This window comes from Microcoleus sp. D3_18a_C4, from assembly GCF_036702415.1.
Lineage (GTDB): Bacteria > Cyanobacteriota > Cyanobacteriia > Cyanobacteriales > Microcoleaceae > Microcoleus.
In genome coordinates, this window is the sequence record NZ_JAUBTI010000125.1 from 1 (window position 1) to 17,458 (window position 17,458).

Below are 17,458 nucleotides of genomic sequence, written 5' to 3' on the forward strand. Positions count from 1 at the left end.
TATCAATTACGCACTTGATTTAGCTAAACACTTGATCTTATCATGTTTTAGGTTGAAATTAAGATGCGTTTACCCTGGTGACGCCCCGATATTCAGTGAGCCGATTAAACTGGACTTCCCCCATAAAAATGTACTAACAGTCCTCAAACTCTTACTCTACAAAGGATGCAACTGTGGATCGGAAAATTGGTACCCATTTATAAGCAATAGCTGACGCAGGCGATCGCCCTCAATTGTTGTAGATTCAATATAATTGCCGATCGCAAACATATATCAATCATCTACATGGGTACAAAATTTTTTTACTCAACAATTGAAACCTTTGTGATGACAATATTTTGAGCCTGTGTAAGTATATTTCCAGGGGGAAGTTCAAATTTAAGTAAGCCCAGCTAAAAAAACAGAATATCCAGAACCACGACTTCTTTAAGGGCTGCGACGATATAAAAGAAGAGCATTTTACGTTTAATTAGAGCGACTTACTTATCCCAAAAAAGAACGATCGCCCGACATCCACCCAAACAAACCCTACCTAACTAAAGCCACCGCCGACTTTGGAACCTGAGAATGCTCCACCCGGAACACATTCGCGCTCAGATTAGCAACAACTTGTTTTCCCTGCTGCGTCAGTTCCAAATAGCCGATCGCATCCTTCACATACCGATAAACCACATTCCAATAAAACTTCGGATAACCATCCCGCAACTCCCCCGGATTTTGATAGCCCAAAACCAGATTCTGCCCAGTCTCCTCAAACTCGTAAAACAGCGCCGCAATCTTTTGCAAATATCGCGGATCGCTCAACTGACCAATTAAATCGGCAGCGCGAACTAAACCCGGATAATTTACCGTATCTTGATAATCTTCATCTTTAGGAACCGGGAAACGAGTCAGCTCAATATTACGTTTAACCAGCTCAGCATCAATCAGTTTGTGACCGCCAAAACGCTCGTCAATAAACATTTTTCCGCGATCCACATGATAATTCATCAAACTAGCATCCGTCGCCCCCGGAGGCAGCGTTAATTTCAGGTCGCCTATTCCCGTCGCATACAGCCCCAAATCTGTTCTATCTTGCCGGCAAACACCTTTAACATACCCGATATCGTGACATAGCAAAGCAATGTGAAAGTGCAGCCAATCTTCGCAGGAAACACCCCCTTCGCGGATGTGCTTCCCACCCAGAATTGCTTGTCCCACCAAGGTTACTAAAATAGTGTGTTCGACATTATGGTAAAGAGCATCGCTATTAGCAATATTTTCTAAAGCCATACTCGCCACCCAAGCAATAATCTCTCCATAGTCAGATTTAAACCCGCCGTAAGTGTGGCGGTAGCCTTCAATCAGTCGATTGACAAAAGCCTTAATCAGCAGTTCAGTTGCGTTAAACATATTCACTTCCCCGATCCCACCTAGATTATTAAATTATTTTTATAGTTATTGTTTTTGCTGCTACCGTTTGATGTTATTTTTGGCTGAAGCGCCACGATGGATACCCACTCCTATCGAGAGGCATCCCTTGATATTATCAACAATTATGGCTTAAATTATGGCTCTCGCAACTACCAGAGCGACAGACCCCATAAATAATTGAGCTCAATGGGCGATCGAGGTATGACACCCCTCAATCAGTAGTACAGAGTTACATCTTCGCCGCATACCTCAGTCGATTTTAGATTTTGGATTTACTCCACAGATACATCTGGGATTTGGAACTAGGATCTACAATTTTGGGTTGCTCACTACTCTTGTCGGAAACTTGTATCTGTTTTGGCTGACCCCGCCCACAAACGAGAGCGAGCGAAAGCTTAACCCCATTAATTCCTCATACACAGGATTAAGCTTGCACATAGGCGGTATGTGGAAAAAATGGTGTCCCAATAACTAGATATATCTCTCACAATGACCGAAAGCATCCAGGATACAAGCCCCCGGATTCATCCCTGGAGAAATAAAAAACCTGTATCCGATAAAGGAGCCCCCGAATTTATCCGTGGGGTCAATGCTTCAATTCTTTAATCTAAAATCTAAAATCTAAAATCTAAAATCGATTGACACCCTACGGGTATAAGTTGGCACACCACTGAGTTACTGGTGGCTCTCCCACTGCAATGCTATCGAGCCACTGTCGCACGGGTTGCACGAGGATCTCGCAAAAAGTTAAGTCTTTGCACTGATTTTCCGGGAAAATACTTGTAGTCAAGTTCATGATGGATCTCAGTAATCATTACTAACAAAAACTTATGAATCACCCGACTTAATCATCAACCAAACCCACTATTACGCCGGTGACGGGAAGAAGTTTTACGGGTGGCACTCGTCGCCCCCAAATGTGATGCGAAGAGCTAGCATTGGTGATTTAAAACTCGCTCAAGTGTGAGACAGATCACCCCCCCTGTTCCCTACAGAATGTATATTTAGATAGATGGCAAGAAAATAAGACAGAATAACTTGCAAGCCGCCGTCGCAGCTTCCCCCTCCCATCATCTGCGATATATTACTCTGTATACTTACTAATATAAGGTTTCAGGCAATGATTAAACAAAAACATAAATATGCCGACCTTGCTCAACTCCCCCACACTGATACCGTGTTCCAAAAACTCCCTGTAGAAGTTAAAGATTGGGCAGAAAGCTTGCCTTGGAACCAACGGCGCTATGTCCTGTCCCTCTGCTACATATTGTGTGCATCTACTCCCGACTTGCAAGCAGAATTTTTAGATGATTATACAGCCGACGGTTTAGTCTCAAAAATGTTTGAAGATGTAGATACTCTACACCGAGTCAAAGAGTATTTAATCAGGTTTCGAGTCAAAAAACAATTAAACGAATCAGATTTAAGAAGCTACATCAAACAATTTTATATCCACTCAGCTCAACAATCGCGCCGAGAAACTGACCAATATTTAGAATCGGCACTCCGCTTCGTCTTGAGTACAGAAGAACGCAATAATGTTTTTAACTACATTTTGGGCTTTGAATTTATTAAAATTGTGTTTCAAATGAGCTGGTTGCAACACGAAAGATTAGCGAGACTCCAAAAAAATCAGTCGCAGTTTATTGAAACCTATATCAAGCCGATTCAACACGCACACAGAATTAATGGCATAATTCTACCGAAAGATGAGAGAATCTTTTTTGCCAGACGCACCTATTACGTTCAACTGCCTAACATTTCCTACAGAAAGCTGATTGAGTTAGTCATGGCAACTTTTACTACAGAAATGGTGAGTAATTGCGGATTTTCTATCAGCCGCCACTCTCAAGCTCTGCGTTTTGACTGCGATTACATTTACGATCCAGAACCAGAAGAAGAAAGATTTCCTACTGACTTGCAATTTATTCATTAACTGTACGCAGTAAGGTGTACCATACATTGCTTTTTTCTCTTTACTGTTAGTTTCGCGTGGGACAGAGGAGAGTTTTTGAAGCATGGGACTTCTAGTCGGTAAGTTACAACCGAATTTTGCAGCCGGATTTGATATAAAAGATGATATCTTTATCACTTAACCTTCCGATTGCATTTCTTCAATGTCAAACCAGCTAACTATCACTCCCGCTAGCGGAATAGCCAGAAATATTCCTAAAAGTCCTGCTGCTCTCGCGCCTACTAACAGTGCAAAAAATACCACTACCGGATTGAGGTTAAGGGAATTTTGCATGAGTCTCGGATGAATAAAGTTGTCTTGAATTTGCTGCAAAACAATGCAAGCTGCCAATACTTTTAAAGCTAGCCACACATTTTGAGACAATACAATAAAACAAACTAAGCTAATTCCCAGCGTCGCTCCGATCCCTGGAACTAAATCAAACAATCCGATAATAAAGGCTAAAATCAAGGGGAATTTCACATCTAACAGCAGGAAAATTAAAAAACTTGCTGTTGTCAAAAATAACATTAACAGGATTTGTGCCTGAAAAAATCCTAAAAAGTTTTTCTCTATTGTTATACTTAAACGCCTGTGCAGGTGTCTGGGTATAAATTTGAGAACTAACAGCCACAGCCTCTCTCCATCAAGTAACATGAAAGAAGCCACTACCATAATTAATATTAAATTCAATAAATTGGTTAAAAATACTTGTAAAAAAGCAATACTCGATACAACTCCAGCCAAAGCTTGATTTCGCAGTTGTTCCTCAATAACTCGCAGGTTAACTTGCAGGTTTCTCGCCCGCAGGAATGCTTCGAGGCGCTCGGACAGAGGCGCTAAAGCATTCACAAATTCAGTCATGCTGTCAATTAATTGCTGTCCTTGAGATAAAAGAGTGACGCCTACGGTGACGGTGAGACCGCCAAAAACTAAAATGGTGAGCAGGACAACGAAGGCGACAGCTAAACTTCGCGGTAAAAATCTCTGGAGAGTTCGCACCGGATAGTTGAGCAAAAAAGCCACGAGTGCAGCAATCGTGAAAACCGCGACTGCTGTTTCAAAGTAAGCTAAAAGTTGCAGTCCAGCCCAACCTGAAGCAAATAAAAGCAAAAACCGGACTAAGGCTAAATTGCTTAGCATATTCCAAAAATTGGGAGGGGTTCTTTCTTGCTCTTTCACAGGGATTTTTAGGGGTTATTATTATAGCTCAAAAATATTGCAGAGCCCTCTTTTAGAATGGCACCCAAGATATATCTGTGGCTATCCCTCTCAAGACAGAAAACAGATGTCGAAGGAATAAGGAAGAGGGGAGAAGGAAGAAGCTAGAAGGAAGGAAGGCAGTAGGCAGTGCTTTCTAACTTCTGTCTGAGGGAGGGGTGGGTTCTATTTACCATAAGTTCGCTCGCCGAATCAAACACAAGCGCGATCGAACAAACCGCCAAACAGCCTTTTTGACTCTAAAACCGCCTCGGAAACTCTTTGCGAGGGGAGTATTGGTCGTGGCAGGCCCCCAACTAGGAAACAAACGCCCAAACTAGCGGACGCCGAAAAACCCGGTTTCAGTGCCAGTGGCGAAAAATTTCAACTCTGCCCCGTGGAAAATAGTATTGTAAAACTTCATTAAACTTTTAAGCATTAATAAACAATAGTAGTATCATACAGTCAGAGAAATCAAGAATGTTGCGAGCGTTAAGAATGGAAAATCCAAATGCAGCTAACAGAGCGACACATCATTAAATCTACGGAACACCGTTTTGCTGAAATTGATGAATTAGCTTTTCAATCCAAAAATCTCTACAATGCCGCCAATTACGTCATTCGTCAGAGTTTTGTTTATGGATGGGGCCACATCAATTACAACGAGATGAACCGTTTGATGAAATCTCATCAAGCATACAAGGCAATGCCCGCCAAGGTTAGTCAACAAATCTTGATGGTATTGGACAAGAATTGGAAATCCTTTTTTGAAGCAGTCAAAGCTTACAAAATTGATTCCTCTAAATTCACGGGTCGTCCGAAGCTACCGAAATATAAGGATAAGACCAAGGGTCGTAATATTCTTGTCTATACGATTCAGGCGATGAGCAGCAAGCAATTGAAAAAAGGAATTATCAAGCTTTCGGGTACGGAAATATTGATAAAGACCCAAGTAAATCCCGCTAAAATTTGCCAAGTTAGGCTGGTTCCCAAATGTGATTCCTATGTGATTGAGGTGATTTATGATGAACCGGCGTCCACCGCCCGCGACGACACATTCGTAGCTAGTATTGATTTAGGTCTGAATAATTTAGCGGCGTTAACTTCAAATCAGCCGGGTTTTATACCTCTGTTGATTAACGGGCGTCCGTTGAAATCAATCAACCAGTTCTACAACAAACGTAAAGCAGGGTTACAATCTCAGTTAAAAGAAAGTCGCAAGAGTTCACCCCGCATTCAACGCTTAACTCGCTGTCGCCACCAAAAAGTCGATAATTACTTGCATCATACCAGTCGCCTAATTGTTGACCTTTTGGTCGCCAATCAAATTGGGAGGCTAGTTGTCGGCAAAAATGCACAATGGAAAACCGAGATTGATTTAGGAAAGCAAACCAACCAAAACTTCGTCGGCATTCCTCATGCTCGACTGATTGAAATGATAGAATATAAAGCTCGATTGGTTGGGATGAAAGTAATCGTGCAAGAAGAATCTTACACATCTAGGTCGAATTTCCTGAATCTAGACGCGATTCCTGTGTACGGGCATACTGGCGCTGATGGTGTCACATTTAGCGGTAAGCGAATCAAGAGAGGTTTGTACAAGACATCGGTCGGTCAATTAATTAACTCCGATGTCAACGCCTCATACAACATCCTAAGAAAAGCAATCCCAAATGCCTTTAGCGATGGGATAGAGAGCTGCGTAGTTCAGCCAAGGCGGGTCAATCCGCTCAAAGTACGAGCGAAAGGGGAGAGACTCAATGCCTCCTATGTCATGTCATAAATGACTATACTTTTACTAGCTATGAACAGGTCAATTTTTGGGATACTAGAGACTAGCACTCAACTTAGCTGAGGAATAAACGTGCTGCTATCAAAAGGCTTTGAAGTAGAAATGTATACCGGCACTCCCGAAGGTGAGGTTGTCGGTCTCTCCGATCGCATAGTTGCCGATCTAGAGGGATTTGTGCGGGAGCCTGATAGCCGCAATGTGGAGTACACGACCGCCCCGCTGTGCAGCTACGATCGCCTGCTGTGCGCCTTAGTCAAGCCGCGAGTCCGGCTGCGCGAGTATCTCAAACAATTGGGCGACTATACCTTGCTGCCGGGAAGTACCTTGTCTCTCGGAGGGAGCGATCGATTTTACAGATCAGATCCCAACAACCCCTACCACACATACATCGAGCAAACCTACGGCACCAAAGTCGTCACCGCCAGCATTCACATCAACATCGGCATCTCCCAACCAGAAATGCTGATGCGCGCCATCCGCCTCGCCCGCGTCGAAGCACCGCTCTACCTTGCCTTGAGCGCATCTTCCCCCTTCCTCGACGGCGAAGTCACGGGCTATCATTCCACTCGGTGGGGTTTGTTTCCCAAAACTCCCGCCATCGTCCCCCTGTTTGAAAGTCACAAGCATTACATTCAGTGGACTGAAGAACAGCTAGAACTCGGTACTATGCAAAACGTCCGCCATTTGTGGTCTGCAGTGCGACCAAATGGCGATCGCCGCCCCTACTGTCTCAACCGCCTCGAACTGAGAATTTGCGACCTCGAAGTCAATCCTCTGGCTTTGTTAGCCATCACTGCCTTACTAGAAGCTCGCATTTGGCAGATGATGGAAGACCCCAGCTTAGACCCTTTAGAACTGTGCACCTTGCCTGCGGCCACCCGCAACCAAGACTTAGTTGCTCTCACAGACGCCAACGAAATTGCTGCATCCCGGCAAAGTTTGGATGCCGAACTTACCCACTGGCAAGACGGCAGAACTATTCTGGCACGAGATTGGATTGAGGAAATTTACCGCGAAGTGTGGCCTATAGCCAAAAAACGCGGCTTTAGTTGCTTTCTCTCGCCCCTCAAAAAGATTCTCCGGGAAGGCAACACGGCCCAGCAGTGGTTGAAGCTACACGAGGGCGGTTCGGACACCCGCAGTATTATTCTGCAAGGGATTCAGGGGATGGCTCACCAAGAATGGGAGCTAGAAGATAACTTGTGCGCCCAGTTAGTTGCCTGAAGTATCGGCGGTTATTATAACGGGGGCTTTCAGTAGCCCCTGGCTATGCGTACTCAGCCAATACAAATAGCCCGAACCTACCGGTCAATCGATTTTAGATTTTAGATTTTAGATTTTAGATTTTAGAGGCGACCCTACCGATAAATTCGGGGACTCCTTTATCGGATACAGGTTTTTTATTTCTGGACGGATGAATCAGGGGGCTTGTATCCTGGATGCTTGATTGTCAAAAGTTGCAGAGGGACACCCAAAAACAAATCAGAATATTTAATCAATGGAGCTCGACAAAGGTTATAAATAAAAGCTATAAGGTATATCTACCTGTGGGTAGTTTTATAAATTTCCCAAGAGCTGTATTTTTCGCTTTTAATTAGCTTCATGCCCCAACTTGTCTTGATTCACCCGCAAATCCCCCCGAATACTGGCAATATCGCCCGCACTTGCGCTGCCACAGGCACGGAACTGCATTTAGTCGGCCCGCTGGGGTTTGAAATTAGCGATCGCTACCTGAAACGGGCCGGCTTAGATTACTGGCCCTACGTCAATCTCCACTGCCACGAAGACTTAGCGGCTTTTCTGGCCTATCGGCAGCAGCGCGGGGGACGATCGATCGGATTCAGCACTGGCGGGCGATGCAATTACGCCGAATTCCAATTTCAGCCCAGCGACTGGCTGATGTTTGGCTCGGAAACTGTAGGCATTCCCCAATTCGTCTTGGATGCCTGCGACGCCACAGTTTTTATTCCGATGAGCCAGCCTGGAGTCAGGAGTTTGAACCTCTCCGTCAGCGCCGCTGTGGGTTTATTTGAGGCTAAACGACAGTTGGGCGAGCTGGGATAAATCATTATCAACACATAAATATATAGATATTTAATAGCTGCCGGAGGCTGCCAAATCTCCATTTAAATATAAGAAATTTGTATCAAAGGGGTGAAAATCTAGATAGCCGACATTAATATATTTTATTCATTCAAAAACAGATTGTTATCAGCAACACCAAATGACTGCAAGAGGATTCAGCAACAAAAATAAATAATTTTAGCGATTTAGGGCGTCAGCGAGCACCAGCTTAGGTCTGAACACTATATCTAGTAAATATACGGTTGTAGCCTGTCCGGAAATTAGCCTAAAGTCGGATAATAGGTAAGAGTTCAGAGCCTTACCGGAACGCAAAATTTATGTATTCGTTCCAGCTATTGCGGTGTAAGGGTTGTGGGGTTAATGGCAGCAGGTTTGACCGAGAATTTTAAAATTTCTGACGGTTTGAGCTTGTCTAAATTAAAAAAGCAAGGTAATCTGGCCTAAGCATGATAGCTGTCAACAATCAGAATATTTTTGCTTGTTGATTTAAATTCAGCGTCATGCGATCCCCTTGAGTGTTTCCAAGGACAGTTAGCGCTTCTCAGTAGGAGGTCGTTTTTTTGAAACGAACATATCCCCAAATTAAGCCTGTTCAGGCTAGTGAAATCGACAGAGACGGTTCTGCGGAACCATCCAAACAGACAACGCTCAGCACAGGCAGAGTTCGCTCTCTCGCCACGATCGGGCTGGCAATATCGGTAGGTGCTTCTGGCATCCTGTTACCGAGAAATGGAGACAGCGCTCGCGCGTCTGAACTCGCACCGACATCGGAATCCACCGCTGAAGTACAGCCAGTATCGGCCAACGGGCCCGCTACGTCCGCACAAGTTGACGGTTCCCGGGCCGAACAGCCCGGAGCACCTTCTGAGCCGGCGACGGTTAAGGTGCAGGAGGGGCAAAGCCTTTGGGAGCTTTCTCGGGATTATCAAGTTGAACCGTTGGTACTAGCAACGGCCAACGACATCAAACCCGATACCATACTCCAAGTTGGGCAACAGCTCAGAATTCCGACTGCGACGGAAGCCACACCACAACAGAACGCCGGCTATAGCACATCGGCTTCGCTAGATCGCGCAGCGACGGTCAATCCCGAACAAGAGTTAAATCTGACTGGCTCCGAGCCATTGGATAGTGCAGCAATGACAGCGCTGCCATCAACCGCAGCGACCCCGCTGGTCACGATGGTACCGGAACAAAGTTCGATCGACATCCCGAATGCAGACGGGGCGATCGACAGTTTGAAAAAACAGGAAAACCGCACCACAGAATCGGGTCGAACTATGTTCGGGTCGGAGGGGGGAGCAAATTTATCTACATCTGCGGCATTTTTGCCGGAGTCAGCACCGACGCTGACCTCCCCCGGATATGCAACTGGGACAACTATTCCTGACCTCGATGCCACACCCGTACTTCCCAATTCCGGGGGAGGTCAAGCAGCATCGCCCGATCGAGCATTCGAGTCAATTGAACAGTCTTTGGCAACACCCAGTTTGCCCTCGGCTGTGCTAGTCCCCCCTGCAGGAAGTACCGCCGGGCCGGCTGAGGTTCTCTACAGCGTGCGTCCGGGAGATACGGTAGATGCGATCGCCAAAGGTCACGGCGTATCGCCCAAAGATCTGATCTCCGTCAACAAGCTCGGCAACCCCAACTTGCTGAATGTCAATCAACGGCTCAAAATTCCCCAAGTGGGGTTGAAAAATCCAGGGGTGCAGGCGGCAGCCTCTTATTCTGCCTCCAACTCTACATCTGTGTGGGCGGCGAGTTCGGTTCCCGCATCTTTGAACCCCAGCTCGTCTACCTCGGAAATAGCCGGTGCTGGCGTTGCAGCCCCCGCGCCCAAAGTGCCTGTTGTCTCTCCCCTGGAGAACCTGGAAGCTCTGAACAATATTTCAGCGCCGATGGTTCCCCAAATTAACAGCATTCCGCTGACTCAAGTTTCCCAAACCATTAGCGATCCACGGAAGCTGGATCTTCAAGGCGAACCAACATTTACAGGTGCAGTTGACACCAGTGCCCTGCCCTTGCCAGCCAGTGCAACGGCTACCGCCATCGCTACGGGAGAATACCCGCAGCCGACCGGGTTCGTGGCAAATACTAGCGCCCAGGGTTCAAATGGCGCTCCAACTAGCGCTTTACCAGAGTCGAATTCGGAGGCTCTCCCCACCGCAGAAGCTCTCAACCCTTATTCCGAACGCTTGAGGGCAGAAGTTGTCAGGCTGCGAGAGGAATATCGTGCCTCGCGCAATTCGATCGGCGCAAATGCGGTGTCCCTGGCTCCAAATGACGGGCCCTCGGTCAACCCGTCTGAGGATATGCCAAGTGTCAATCCATATCTCTACACCCCCGACTATACTGAGGCGGTGCAGAATGAAATCAGCAGACCGCCATCGAGAGCCTGGTCCCAGCAGGTTCAGAAGCAGCAGCAAGAGCGTTTAGACCCCGCTCGCGCAGCGGAACTGCAACCGATAAATCTGACGCCGACCTCTGCTGGGCAGGGGCCTATGGTAGCAACCGCTCCTTTGGGATCTGAGGCTTACGACCCCCTAAGCAACCCGTCTTTGGGACGCATGGTTTCTCCAGAACTGCCTCCGCTGTCGAACCCTGATACTTATCTGCCTAACGGCAAACCACAGTCGGCTAACCGGTTTATTTGGCCGTCTAAGGGCGTTCTGACTTCGGGCTACGGTTGGCGCTGGGGACGGATGCACAGGGGAATTGATATTGCAGGGCCGATCGGCACGCCAATTGTGGCAGCATCAGACGGGGTGGTTACCTATGCTCAGTGGAACGACGGCGGCTACGGGTATCTTGTGGAAATTACCCATCCTGACGGCACTGAGACTGTCTATGCCCACAACAGCCGAATTTTGGTGCAAAAGGGTCAGAGAGTCGCTCAAGGGGAACAGATTTCAGAAATGGGCAGCACTGGCTTCAGTACCGGGCCGCACTTGCACTTTGAAATTCATCCCGCCGGACAGGGTGCTATCAACCCAATGGCTTTACTGCCCGACGATGCGTCCAGCGCTTCTAGGTAACGACTGGTCGGAAGTTATGGGTTTTGAATGATTACCAAAACTCATAACTTTTACTGGAACTCATTAGAAATTGTGTGGTTTTAAAACAAGACATAGCTAACCCTACCGTGCTACGATAGTAAATCGTGAAGTAGATTTGGCTCAGTGGCGCAGTGGTTAGCGCAGGGGACTCATAAGCCCAAGGTCGCAGGTTCAAATCCCGCCTGAGCCATTATTAAATCAAAAAAACCGCGCTCTCAAATTGGAGAGCGTATTTTTTTGATCGATCGAGAAGATACTTGTAGTCGTTATGAGTATGATATATTTGTAACAGTTCGTAAAAAAGGAAACAAAATCTATGACCAGTGAATGCCTCCGGGTTGGTCAAGCTGCACCCGATTTCGCAGCAACAGCCGTAGTGGATCAGGAATTCAAGACAGTTAAACTGTCAGACTATAAAGGCAAAAAGTATGTAGTCCTGTTCTTCTACCCCTTGGACTTCACCTTTGTGTGCCCAACTGAGATTACAGCATTTAGCGATCGCTTCGAGGACTTCAAAAAAATCGATACCGAAATCCTCGGCGTATCCGTTGACAGTGAATTCTCTCACCTCGCTTGGATACAAACAGACCGCAAATCAGGCGGTGTCGGCGACCTCAACTATCCCTTAGTTGCTGACCTCAAAAAAACAATTAGTTCGGCCTACAACGTCCTCGACCCAGAAGCAGGCATTGCCCTCAGAGGTCTGTTCATCATCGACAAAGAAGGCATCATCCAACACTCTACTATCAACAATCTTGCCTTCGGCCGCAACGTGGACGAAACTCTCCGTACTCTGCAAGCTATCCAACACGTCCAGTCTCATCCCGATGAGGTTTGTCCCGCCGGCTGGCAGCCCGGTGACAAGACCATGACTCCAGATCCTGTCAAGTCTAAGGTATTCTTTGCTGCTGTTTAAGCACATTATATTTGTAGGGACACGGCGCTGCCGTGTCCGTACCCGCAGAGGCATTTATTTAACCGGATTTTTAATTACCAATTAGCAATTAGCAATTACCCAATTAGGAAATATGCTGACTTCTACTAATTTTAGCGGCTTGTTAAATGAGCGGTTTTTCCAAAATTTATTGCCTGTTCCCGCGAGTAATGTTCTGAAGCTGGGACAGAGGACGCCAGATTTTGAATTGCCGGATATTAATAATGGCAAATTGGTGCGGCTGTCGAATTATCGGGGCGATAAGCCGGTAGTCCTGGCTTTTACGCGGATTTTTACAGAAAAGCAATATTGCCCTTTCTGTTTTCCTCACATTAAAGCTTTGAATGAAAACTGGGAAAAATTTGCCGATCGCAATATAGAATTATTGATGGTTGCCAGTACCGACGATCGCCAAAGCCAAATTGTGGTTAGAGATTTAGGCTTGAAAATGCCTCTGCTTTCTGATCCAGGCTGTCAAGTTTTTCGGGCTTATCAAGTCGGTCAGGCTTTAGGTGCTCCTTTGCCTGCTCAGTTTGTTTTGGATGCAGATGGAAAACTCCTCTTCAAACATTTGTTTTCTTTCATAGACCACAATGCTAGTGTAGACACTTTGCTGCAATATGTCGATCGGTAAGGAAACCGCTGCTGTGTCCTAATTTGGAGTTTTTCACCGCTGAGGCACGCTGCTTTAGGCCCATCAGCGGGATTTTTTCACCGGTTGACACTGGCTGCGACAGTTCTTTAGTTATAAATACTTATTGTGCCACTTTCGATGGCGGAATGTTGTCAAATTAGCTCGACATTAATCTAGGCTATAGCTTGAAGGTAGCTAGTACAAGTTTAAGCCAATGTCGTCTCCCAAAGGTCGATCGAGCAAAATTGAATTGAGCGTCTTAGCCTCGCATCCTGAGTTGTTGACAGGTTTAGATGCGTGGCTGCAGCTAGGTTTACTTTCGCCCGCTGAGGTTGAGGAATTGTGCCGACAGTATTTAGTCTGCCCACTCAGAGATCCCGCTGTAGATTTTTCTGAAATTGAAAACCCGCCAAATCCTATTGGCGAGCCAAAAGTACCTGCCTTATCAACACAAAAAGCAGTACCTAGCAGCAGAGAAAGCGTTGCTAGGGCCACAGAAACTACTCAAACCCCTAACTTTCTAGCTCAAATTTTGCACTCGCTAATGGCAGAAATTAGCGTGGTGTGGCTGTTGTTTTTAGGAGTGTTCATGGTAGTTGTCTCCTCTGGAGTCTTAGCTGCCAGTCAGTGGGAAAGATTTCCGGCGGCCGGACAATATGGAGTTTTGTTAGCTTATACTTTAACCTTTTGGGCGATTAGCAGTTGGGCAAACAGACAGCAGAATTTGCACTTAACTGCTCAAACTTTGCAAGAAGTGACGCTGTTGCTAGTGCCGATCAATTTTTGGGCGATGGATACTTTTGGATTGTGGCGGTATCCTTGGGATTGGGCGGTAGCAATCGCAGCGGCACTTATTTTGACTTGGATAACTGCCCGGATTATAAAATATCAATATCAAAGCTTTTCAGGAAAAAACATCGCTCGATCGATCGCCCTAAATCACTTGGGATTGAGTTATTTGCACTCTTGGTGGGCATTGGCAGGCTTTTCCCTTACTGCGGTTTATGTGGGTACAGTGGGAACTGCCGCTGCTACAGTTTATCAAATTCAGCAACAACGATTGCAATCTATCCAACGCGGGGGAAATACTGAAACATTCCCCGCTGCTTTCAGTTTGAGCAGAGATTTTCTGAATTACAAAAAAGCAGCTTTAGTAGCTTATTCGTTAGGAATTTTACTGGGTCGAGCGATATTTGTCAAGGATGTAAATATCGCTGAAATGGGTTTAGCTTTGGCGATTTGTGGCGTGCTTTTAGCATGGCTGGATTGGCAGCACCCCCTCACATCTGGGACTATTGAAAACAATATATCCGACCAGCCAAATCCCAGCAACTTTTTTAAATGGCAATTAGCGGGAATGGGTTTGTTGGGTTTGGGCTACCTGGTTTGTTTTCGGGACATTCCGCTACAGGCGATCGCAGTTAGCGGATTGGCTGTTTGGTTTTTTTACAACCGTTTAGTGCGGTTTTGGCAAGAGTTTGATTTGCTAATGCTGGAGGCGGTGGGACTTCAGAGTATTTGGCTGTTTTGGCGAGTGCTTCCTTTAGGGATTAAAACACAATTGGTTGCATTTTTAACTCAGCTTACAAACTCTCAGGAAACTCCTTGGGCTTTTTGGGGTGTTCTGCTGTTGCCTTATTTAATTTTAATGGTAAGTGTGGCGCAGTGGCTCTACCGCAAGCGAAAGTTTCAACTTGCCAGTTTTGGCGAAAACCTTGCTCTCGGTTTGGGGAGTGTTTTAACTGTTATTAGTTTTGTCAATCCGTTTTGGCGATCGCTCAATTTATTAGTCTCTACTTTAATTTTAGGTTGGATTACTTGGAAATACGTCATTCCCGATAATTCCCGGCGAGTTTCGAGGCCGGCTTCTGCGGCTGAACAACGGGGAAATCCGGCAATTTTGGTTCCCATAACTCACATTATTGGTTTAGGCGCGATCGCTTCGGCAATTGATTTATTTTTCCCAAACCTGACACCCAATATTTGGTCGGCAATATTATTAATATTCATGGCGAGTGAATGGGTATTTTTTGTCTGGATGAAAGCGGCAAATTCCCAAGAAAACTCTGCCTTTTTACGCTGGCATCCTGCATGGTTCCAAAGTTCCTGGTATCTGGGCTTAGTATTAGCAGGATTCAGCTTTGTCTTGTTGCAAAATTATGTGATTGCGGGTACTGCAACTCATCGCCCTCCGTGGAGTTTGCTCTGGCTGGCGACTCCTTTGGCTTTGACTGCTGTTGCTAAATATACTGAGAGTCCTCACAAACAAGTTGCCAGTACCTTTAGTACGATCGCCCTAATATTTGCACAAGTTCTAATTTTTACTTTTCCAGGATATCGGTTAATTGGTTTGGGTTTTGCCGCCGGATTAATGTTGGTCAATACTTACTATTTAGTCGAGATACCAGCGGCTGCGATTGGAGTGGGGTTTGGCTTGAGTTTCGTAGCGGCGGTGATCGATCAATTAGGTTTTGTGTCTGGTTGGCTTTGGGGAATTGCCGGGGCGATCGCTCTTTTATCTCTGTGGTTGGTTCGCAGCATGATTGTTCGTTTTTCCAGCCGTTTAGCTGACTCTTCTCAATTAGCTCAAATTTACGATCGAGCTTTAGATGGGTGGGCCATCTTACTCGCCGGCTTACTGTTAACAACTATTACTTTTTATTCCTATGAACTCTACGCAGCCAGTACCTTGAGTTTCCCGCCCTCTACTGAAGTTTTGGCTGCTATTTTGGTGATAATGGCTGCGATTATTTTCCGAAGTTTACGCCAACTCTCCCCTCTGGCAATTTATGCCTTGGCTTGGAGTGTGGAGTTGTTGACAGCAGTGGGTTTGAGTTTTGTCGATCGCACTACGATTAATTTAGCAGTTGCTAATATCGCTCTCGGATTGTTTACTCAATTGTTGGGAGATTGGTGGCGGCGCCGTCACCGCGCTCAAACAAATTTACCTAGCATTCATGTTATACCTTTGGTTTACGGGGTATTGGGTTTAACTTTCCGATCGCACACTTTGACGAATTGGACTGGTTTAACTGTGTTGGGTGCGTCTTTAATTGCGATCGGCATTGGTAGGCGGGAACCAGAATTCAAACCTTTGGTTTATTTGGGATTAATTGGCGTCTCCGTTGCTGCTTACGAATCGCTACTCTATCGACTTTTTCAAACACCAGGAGGAGCTTTTGGAGATGGCTTAATTGTCCTGGCCACTCTCGGCACAACTTTAACATATATCTATCGCATTTTATCTCCTTGGCTCAGCAATTATTTACATTTAACTAATGCAGAGTTAAAAATATTTGCTCACCTGCACTGGGTTTTGAGCAGTTTGCTGCTGATTTGGGCTTCTGTGAATGATATTAAATCCGGCTTAAGTTTAGGATTAGTCACTGGTGCTTTATTAGTTCAATACGCTTTCTTGCAAGGGCGCAATAATCTCGATCGCCAATGGGCAGAAATTTGGATTTACTTGGGCTGGCTAGAAGCCTTTGGCCTCCGGCTTTATTGGATCAATACGCCTTTAGTTAAGTATATTTCCGGGCCGCTGGGGCCTTGGAAAGTTGCCCTCGCTTCTCTATTTGCCTATTTCATTTACATTTTGCCTTGGGACAACTGGGGTTGGTCAAAAAAACCTTGGCAGGTAATTGCTTCGCTGATTCCAATAGTTGCTATTTTGGAAAGTCCGGCTAAGTTTTATCCGATTAGCTTGCTGGTAGCTGCTACCTTCTATTTTTTCCTGGCTTGGGAAAGGGAGGAAGTCCGTTTTACCTATGTGAGTGTGGCAATAATTGACTGGATAATGCTGCGCTGGTTCTGGCAAATAGGATTGACTCAGCCAGAGTTTTATGTTACTCCTTTAGGACTTTCTTTACTTTACATTACTCAGTTTGACAGCACTCTCAAATTACCAGCAGAAAAACCGCTGCGCCACACTCTCCGAATGCTCGCAACTGCGCTGATTTGCGGGCTGCCTCTTTTTACTCAGCAAAGCCACGGTTTAGTTGCGGGAGCTTTTAGTTTGGTGGCGATTGCAGCGGGTTTGGCGCTGCGAGTTCGGGCATTTTTGTTTGTGGGAACGGCTGTATTTTTAATCAATGTTTTCTATCAGTTGGTGGTTCTGATATTTGATTATCCGCTGATTAAATGGGCGATTGGTTTGGCTTTTGGGATTGTGTTTATTTGGATTGCTGCTACTTTTGAAACGCGGCGCGATCGCATTTCTGCTTTTGTGCAGCATTGGGTTGTGCAATTGCAATCGTGGGATTAGATTCAGCGATAAGGATCGCGAATTAAATAATTTACACAAGTTTGTGGGATGGGCGTCCCGCCCGCCCTTTCTGGACGGGCGGGACGCCCATCCCACAAGAACCATCAAAATTCTAAGTTATTTAAT

At 45.8% G+C, this 17,458-nt stretch carries 12 protein-coding genes and 1 tRNA gene; 9 read left to right on the forward strand and 4 right to left on the reverse strand.

The features are described from left to right. Window positions 1-528 precede the first annotated feature (528 nt). The 3 genes from QUB16_RS29680 to QUB16_RS29690 form a co-directional block, all read right to left on the reverse strand. A complete protein-coding gene (locus QUB16_RS29680; RefSeq protein WP_333321702.1) occupies window positions 529-1,392 on the reverse strand; it encodes an Npun_R2479 family HD domain-containing metalloprotein in 864 nt (287 codons plus the stop codon). Between the two features lie 330 nt (window positions 1,393-1,722). Then, a complete protein-coding gene (locus QUB16_RS29685) occupies window positions 1,723-1,881 on the reverse strand; it encodes a Mo-dependent nitrogenase C-terminal domain-containing protein (RefSeq protein ID WP_333321703.1) in 159 nt (52 codons plus the stop codon). A gap of 178 nt (window positions 1,882-2,059) precedes the next feature. After that, window positions 2,060-2,209, reverse strand: coding sequence for a hypothetical protein (locus QUB16_RS29690; RefSeq protein WP_333321704.1), 150 nt, complete (start codon window positions 2,207-2,209; stop codon window positions 2,060-2,062). Between the two features lie 324 nt (window positions 2,210-2,533). On the opposite strand from QUB16_RS29690, the gene QUB16_RS29695 reads away from it, so the two are divergent. Continuing rightward, window positions 2,534-3,349: a cobyrinic acid a,c-diamide synthase gene (locus tag QUB16_RS29695; protein ID WP_333307918.1), complete on the forward strand. Its 816-nt coding sequence runs from the start codon at window positions 2,534-2,536 to the stop codon at window positions 3,347-3,349. A 156-nt stretch (window positions 3,350-3,505) separates the two neighbouring features. Here QUB16_RS29695 and QUB16_RS29700 read toward each other — a convergent pair whose 3' ends face one another. After that, window positions 3,506-4,549, reverse strand: coding sequence for an AI-2E family transporter (locus QUB16_RS29700; RefSeq protein ID WP_333321707.1), 1,044 nt, complete (start codon window positions 4,547-4,549; stop codon window positions 3,506-3,508). 529 nt (window positions 4,550-5,078) lie between these two features. Here QUB16_RS29700 and QUB16_RS29705 point away from each other — a divergent pair. From QUB16_RS29705 to QUB16_RS29740, 8 genes are all read left to right on the forward strand, one after another. Beyond that, window positions 5,079-6,350, forward strand: a complete 1,272-nt coding sequence (locus QUB16_RS29705; RefSeq protein WP_333321708.1) for a transposase — start codon at window positions 5,079-5,081, stop codon at window positions 6,348-6,350. 81 nt (window positions 6,351-6,431) lie between these two features. Next, window positions 6,432-7,583, forward strand: coding sequence for a glutamate--cysteine ligase (gene gshA, locus QUB16_RS29710; RefSeq protein ID WP_333321709.1), 1,152 nt, complete (start codon window positions 6,432-6,434; stop codon window positions 7,581-7,583). Window positions 7,584-7,961: 378 nt separating this feature from the next. Further along, on the forward strand, window positions 7,962-8,423 hold the full coding sequence (locus tag QUB16_RS29715) for a tRNA (cytidine(34)-2'-O)-methyltransferase (protein WP_333321711.1): 462 nt from the start codon (window positions 7,962-7,964) through the stop codon (window positions 8,421-8,423). A 581-nt stretch (window positions 8,424-9,004) separates the two neighbouring features. After that, a complete protein-coding gene (locus tag QUB16_RS29720) occupies window positions 9,005-11,479 on the forward strand; it encodes a peptidoglycan DD-metalloendopeptidase family protein (protein WP_333321724.1) in 2,475 nt (824 codons plus the stop codon). Window positions 11,480-11,617: 138 nt separating this feature from the next. Next, window positions 11,618-11,690 (forward strand) — tRNA-Met (locus tag QUB16_RS29725). 126 nt (window positions 11,691-11,816) lie between these two features. Continuing rightward, window positions 11,817-12,416 carry a peroxiredoxin gene (locus QUB16_RS29730; protein WP_015178160.1) on the forward strand — a complete coding sequence of 200 codons (600 nt, stop codon included), beginning with the start codon at window positions 11,817-11,819 and terminating at the stop codon, window positions 12,414-12,416. 112 nt (window positions 12,417-12,528) lie between these two features. Continuing rightward, the gene (locus tag QUB16_RS29735; RefSeq protein ID WP_333321725.1) at window positions 12,529-13,068 is read left to right on the forward strand and encodes a redoxin domain-containing protein; all 540 of its coding nucleotides are present in this window, start codon (window positions 12,529-12,531) and stop codon (window positions 13,066-13,068) included. Between the two features lie 214 nt (window positions 13,069-13,282). Then, a complete protein-coding gene (locus tag QUB16_RS29740) occupies window positions 13,283-17,332 on the forward strand; it encodes a hypothetical protein (protein ID WP_333321726.1) in 4,050 nt (1,349 codons plus the stop codon). Window positions 17,333-17,458: the final 126 nt, after the last annotated feature.

Excerpts from the sequence above, each read along its gene's own strand:
- QUB16_RS29680 (WP_333321702.1), bottom strand. The coding sequence starts at position 1,392 with ATGTTTAACGCAACTGAACTGCTGATTAAGGCTTTTGTCAATCGACTG.
- QUB16_RS29690 (WP_333321704.1), bottom strand. The coding sequence starts at position 2,209 with ATGAACTTGACTACAAGTATTTTCCCGGAAAATCAGTGCAAAGACTTA.
- QUB16_RS29695 (WP_333307918.1), top strand. The coding sequence starts at position 2,534 with ATGATTAAACAAAAACATAAATATGCCGACCTTGCTCAACTCCCCCAC.
- QUB16_RS29705 (WP_333321708.1), top strand. The coding sequence starts at position 5,079 with ATGCAGCTAACAGAGCGACACATCATTAAATCTACGGAACACCGTTTT.
- QUB16_RS29715 (WP_333321711.1), top strand. The coding sequence starts at position 7,962 with ATGCCCCAACTTGTCTTGATTCACCCGCAAATCCCCCCGAATACTGGC.
- QUB16_RS29730 (WP_015178160.1), top strand. The coding sequence starts at position 11,817 with ATGACCAGTGAATGCCTCCGGGTTGGTCAAGCTGCACCCGATTTCGCA.
- QUB16_RS29735 (WP_333321725.1), top strand. The coding sequence starts at position 12,529 with ATGCTGACTTCTACTAATTTTAGCGGCTTGTTAAATGAGCGGTTTTTC.
- QUB16_RS29740 (WP_333321726.1), top strand. The coding sequence starts at position 13,283 with ATGTCGTCTCCCAAAGGTCGATCGAGCAAAATTGAATTGAGCGTCTTA.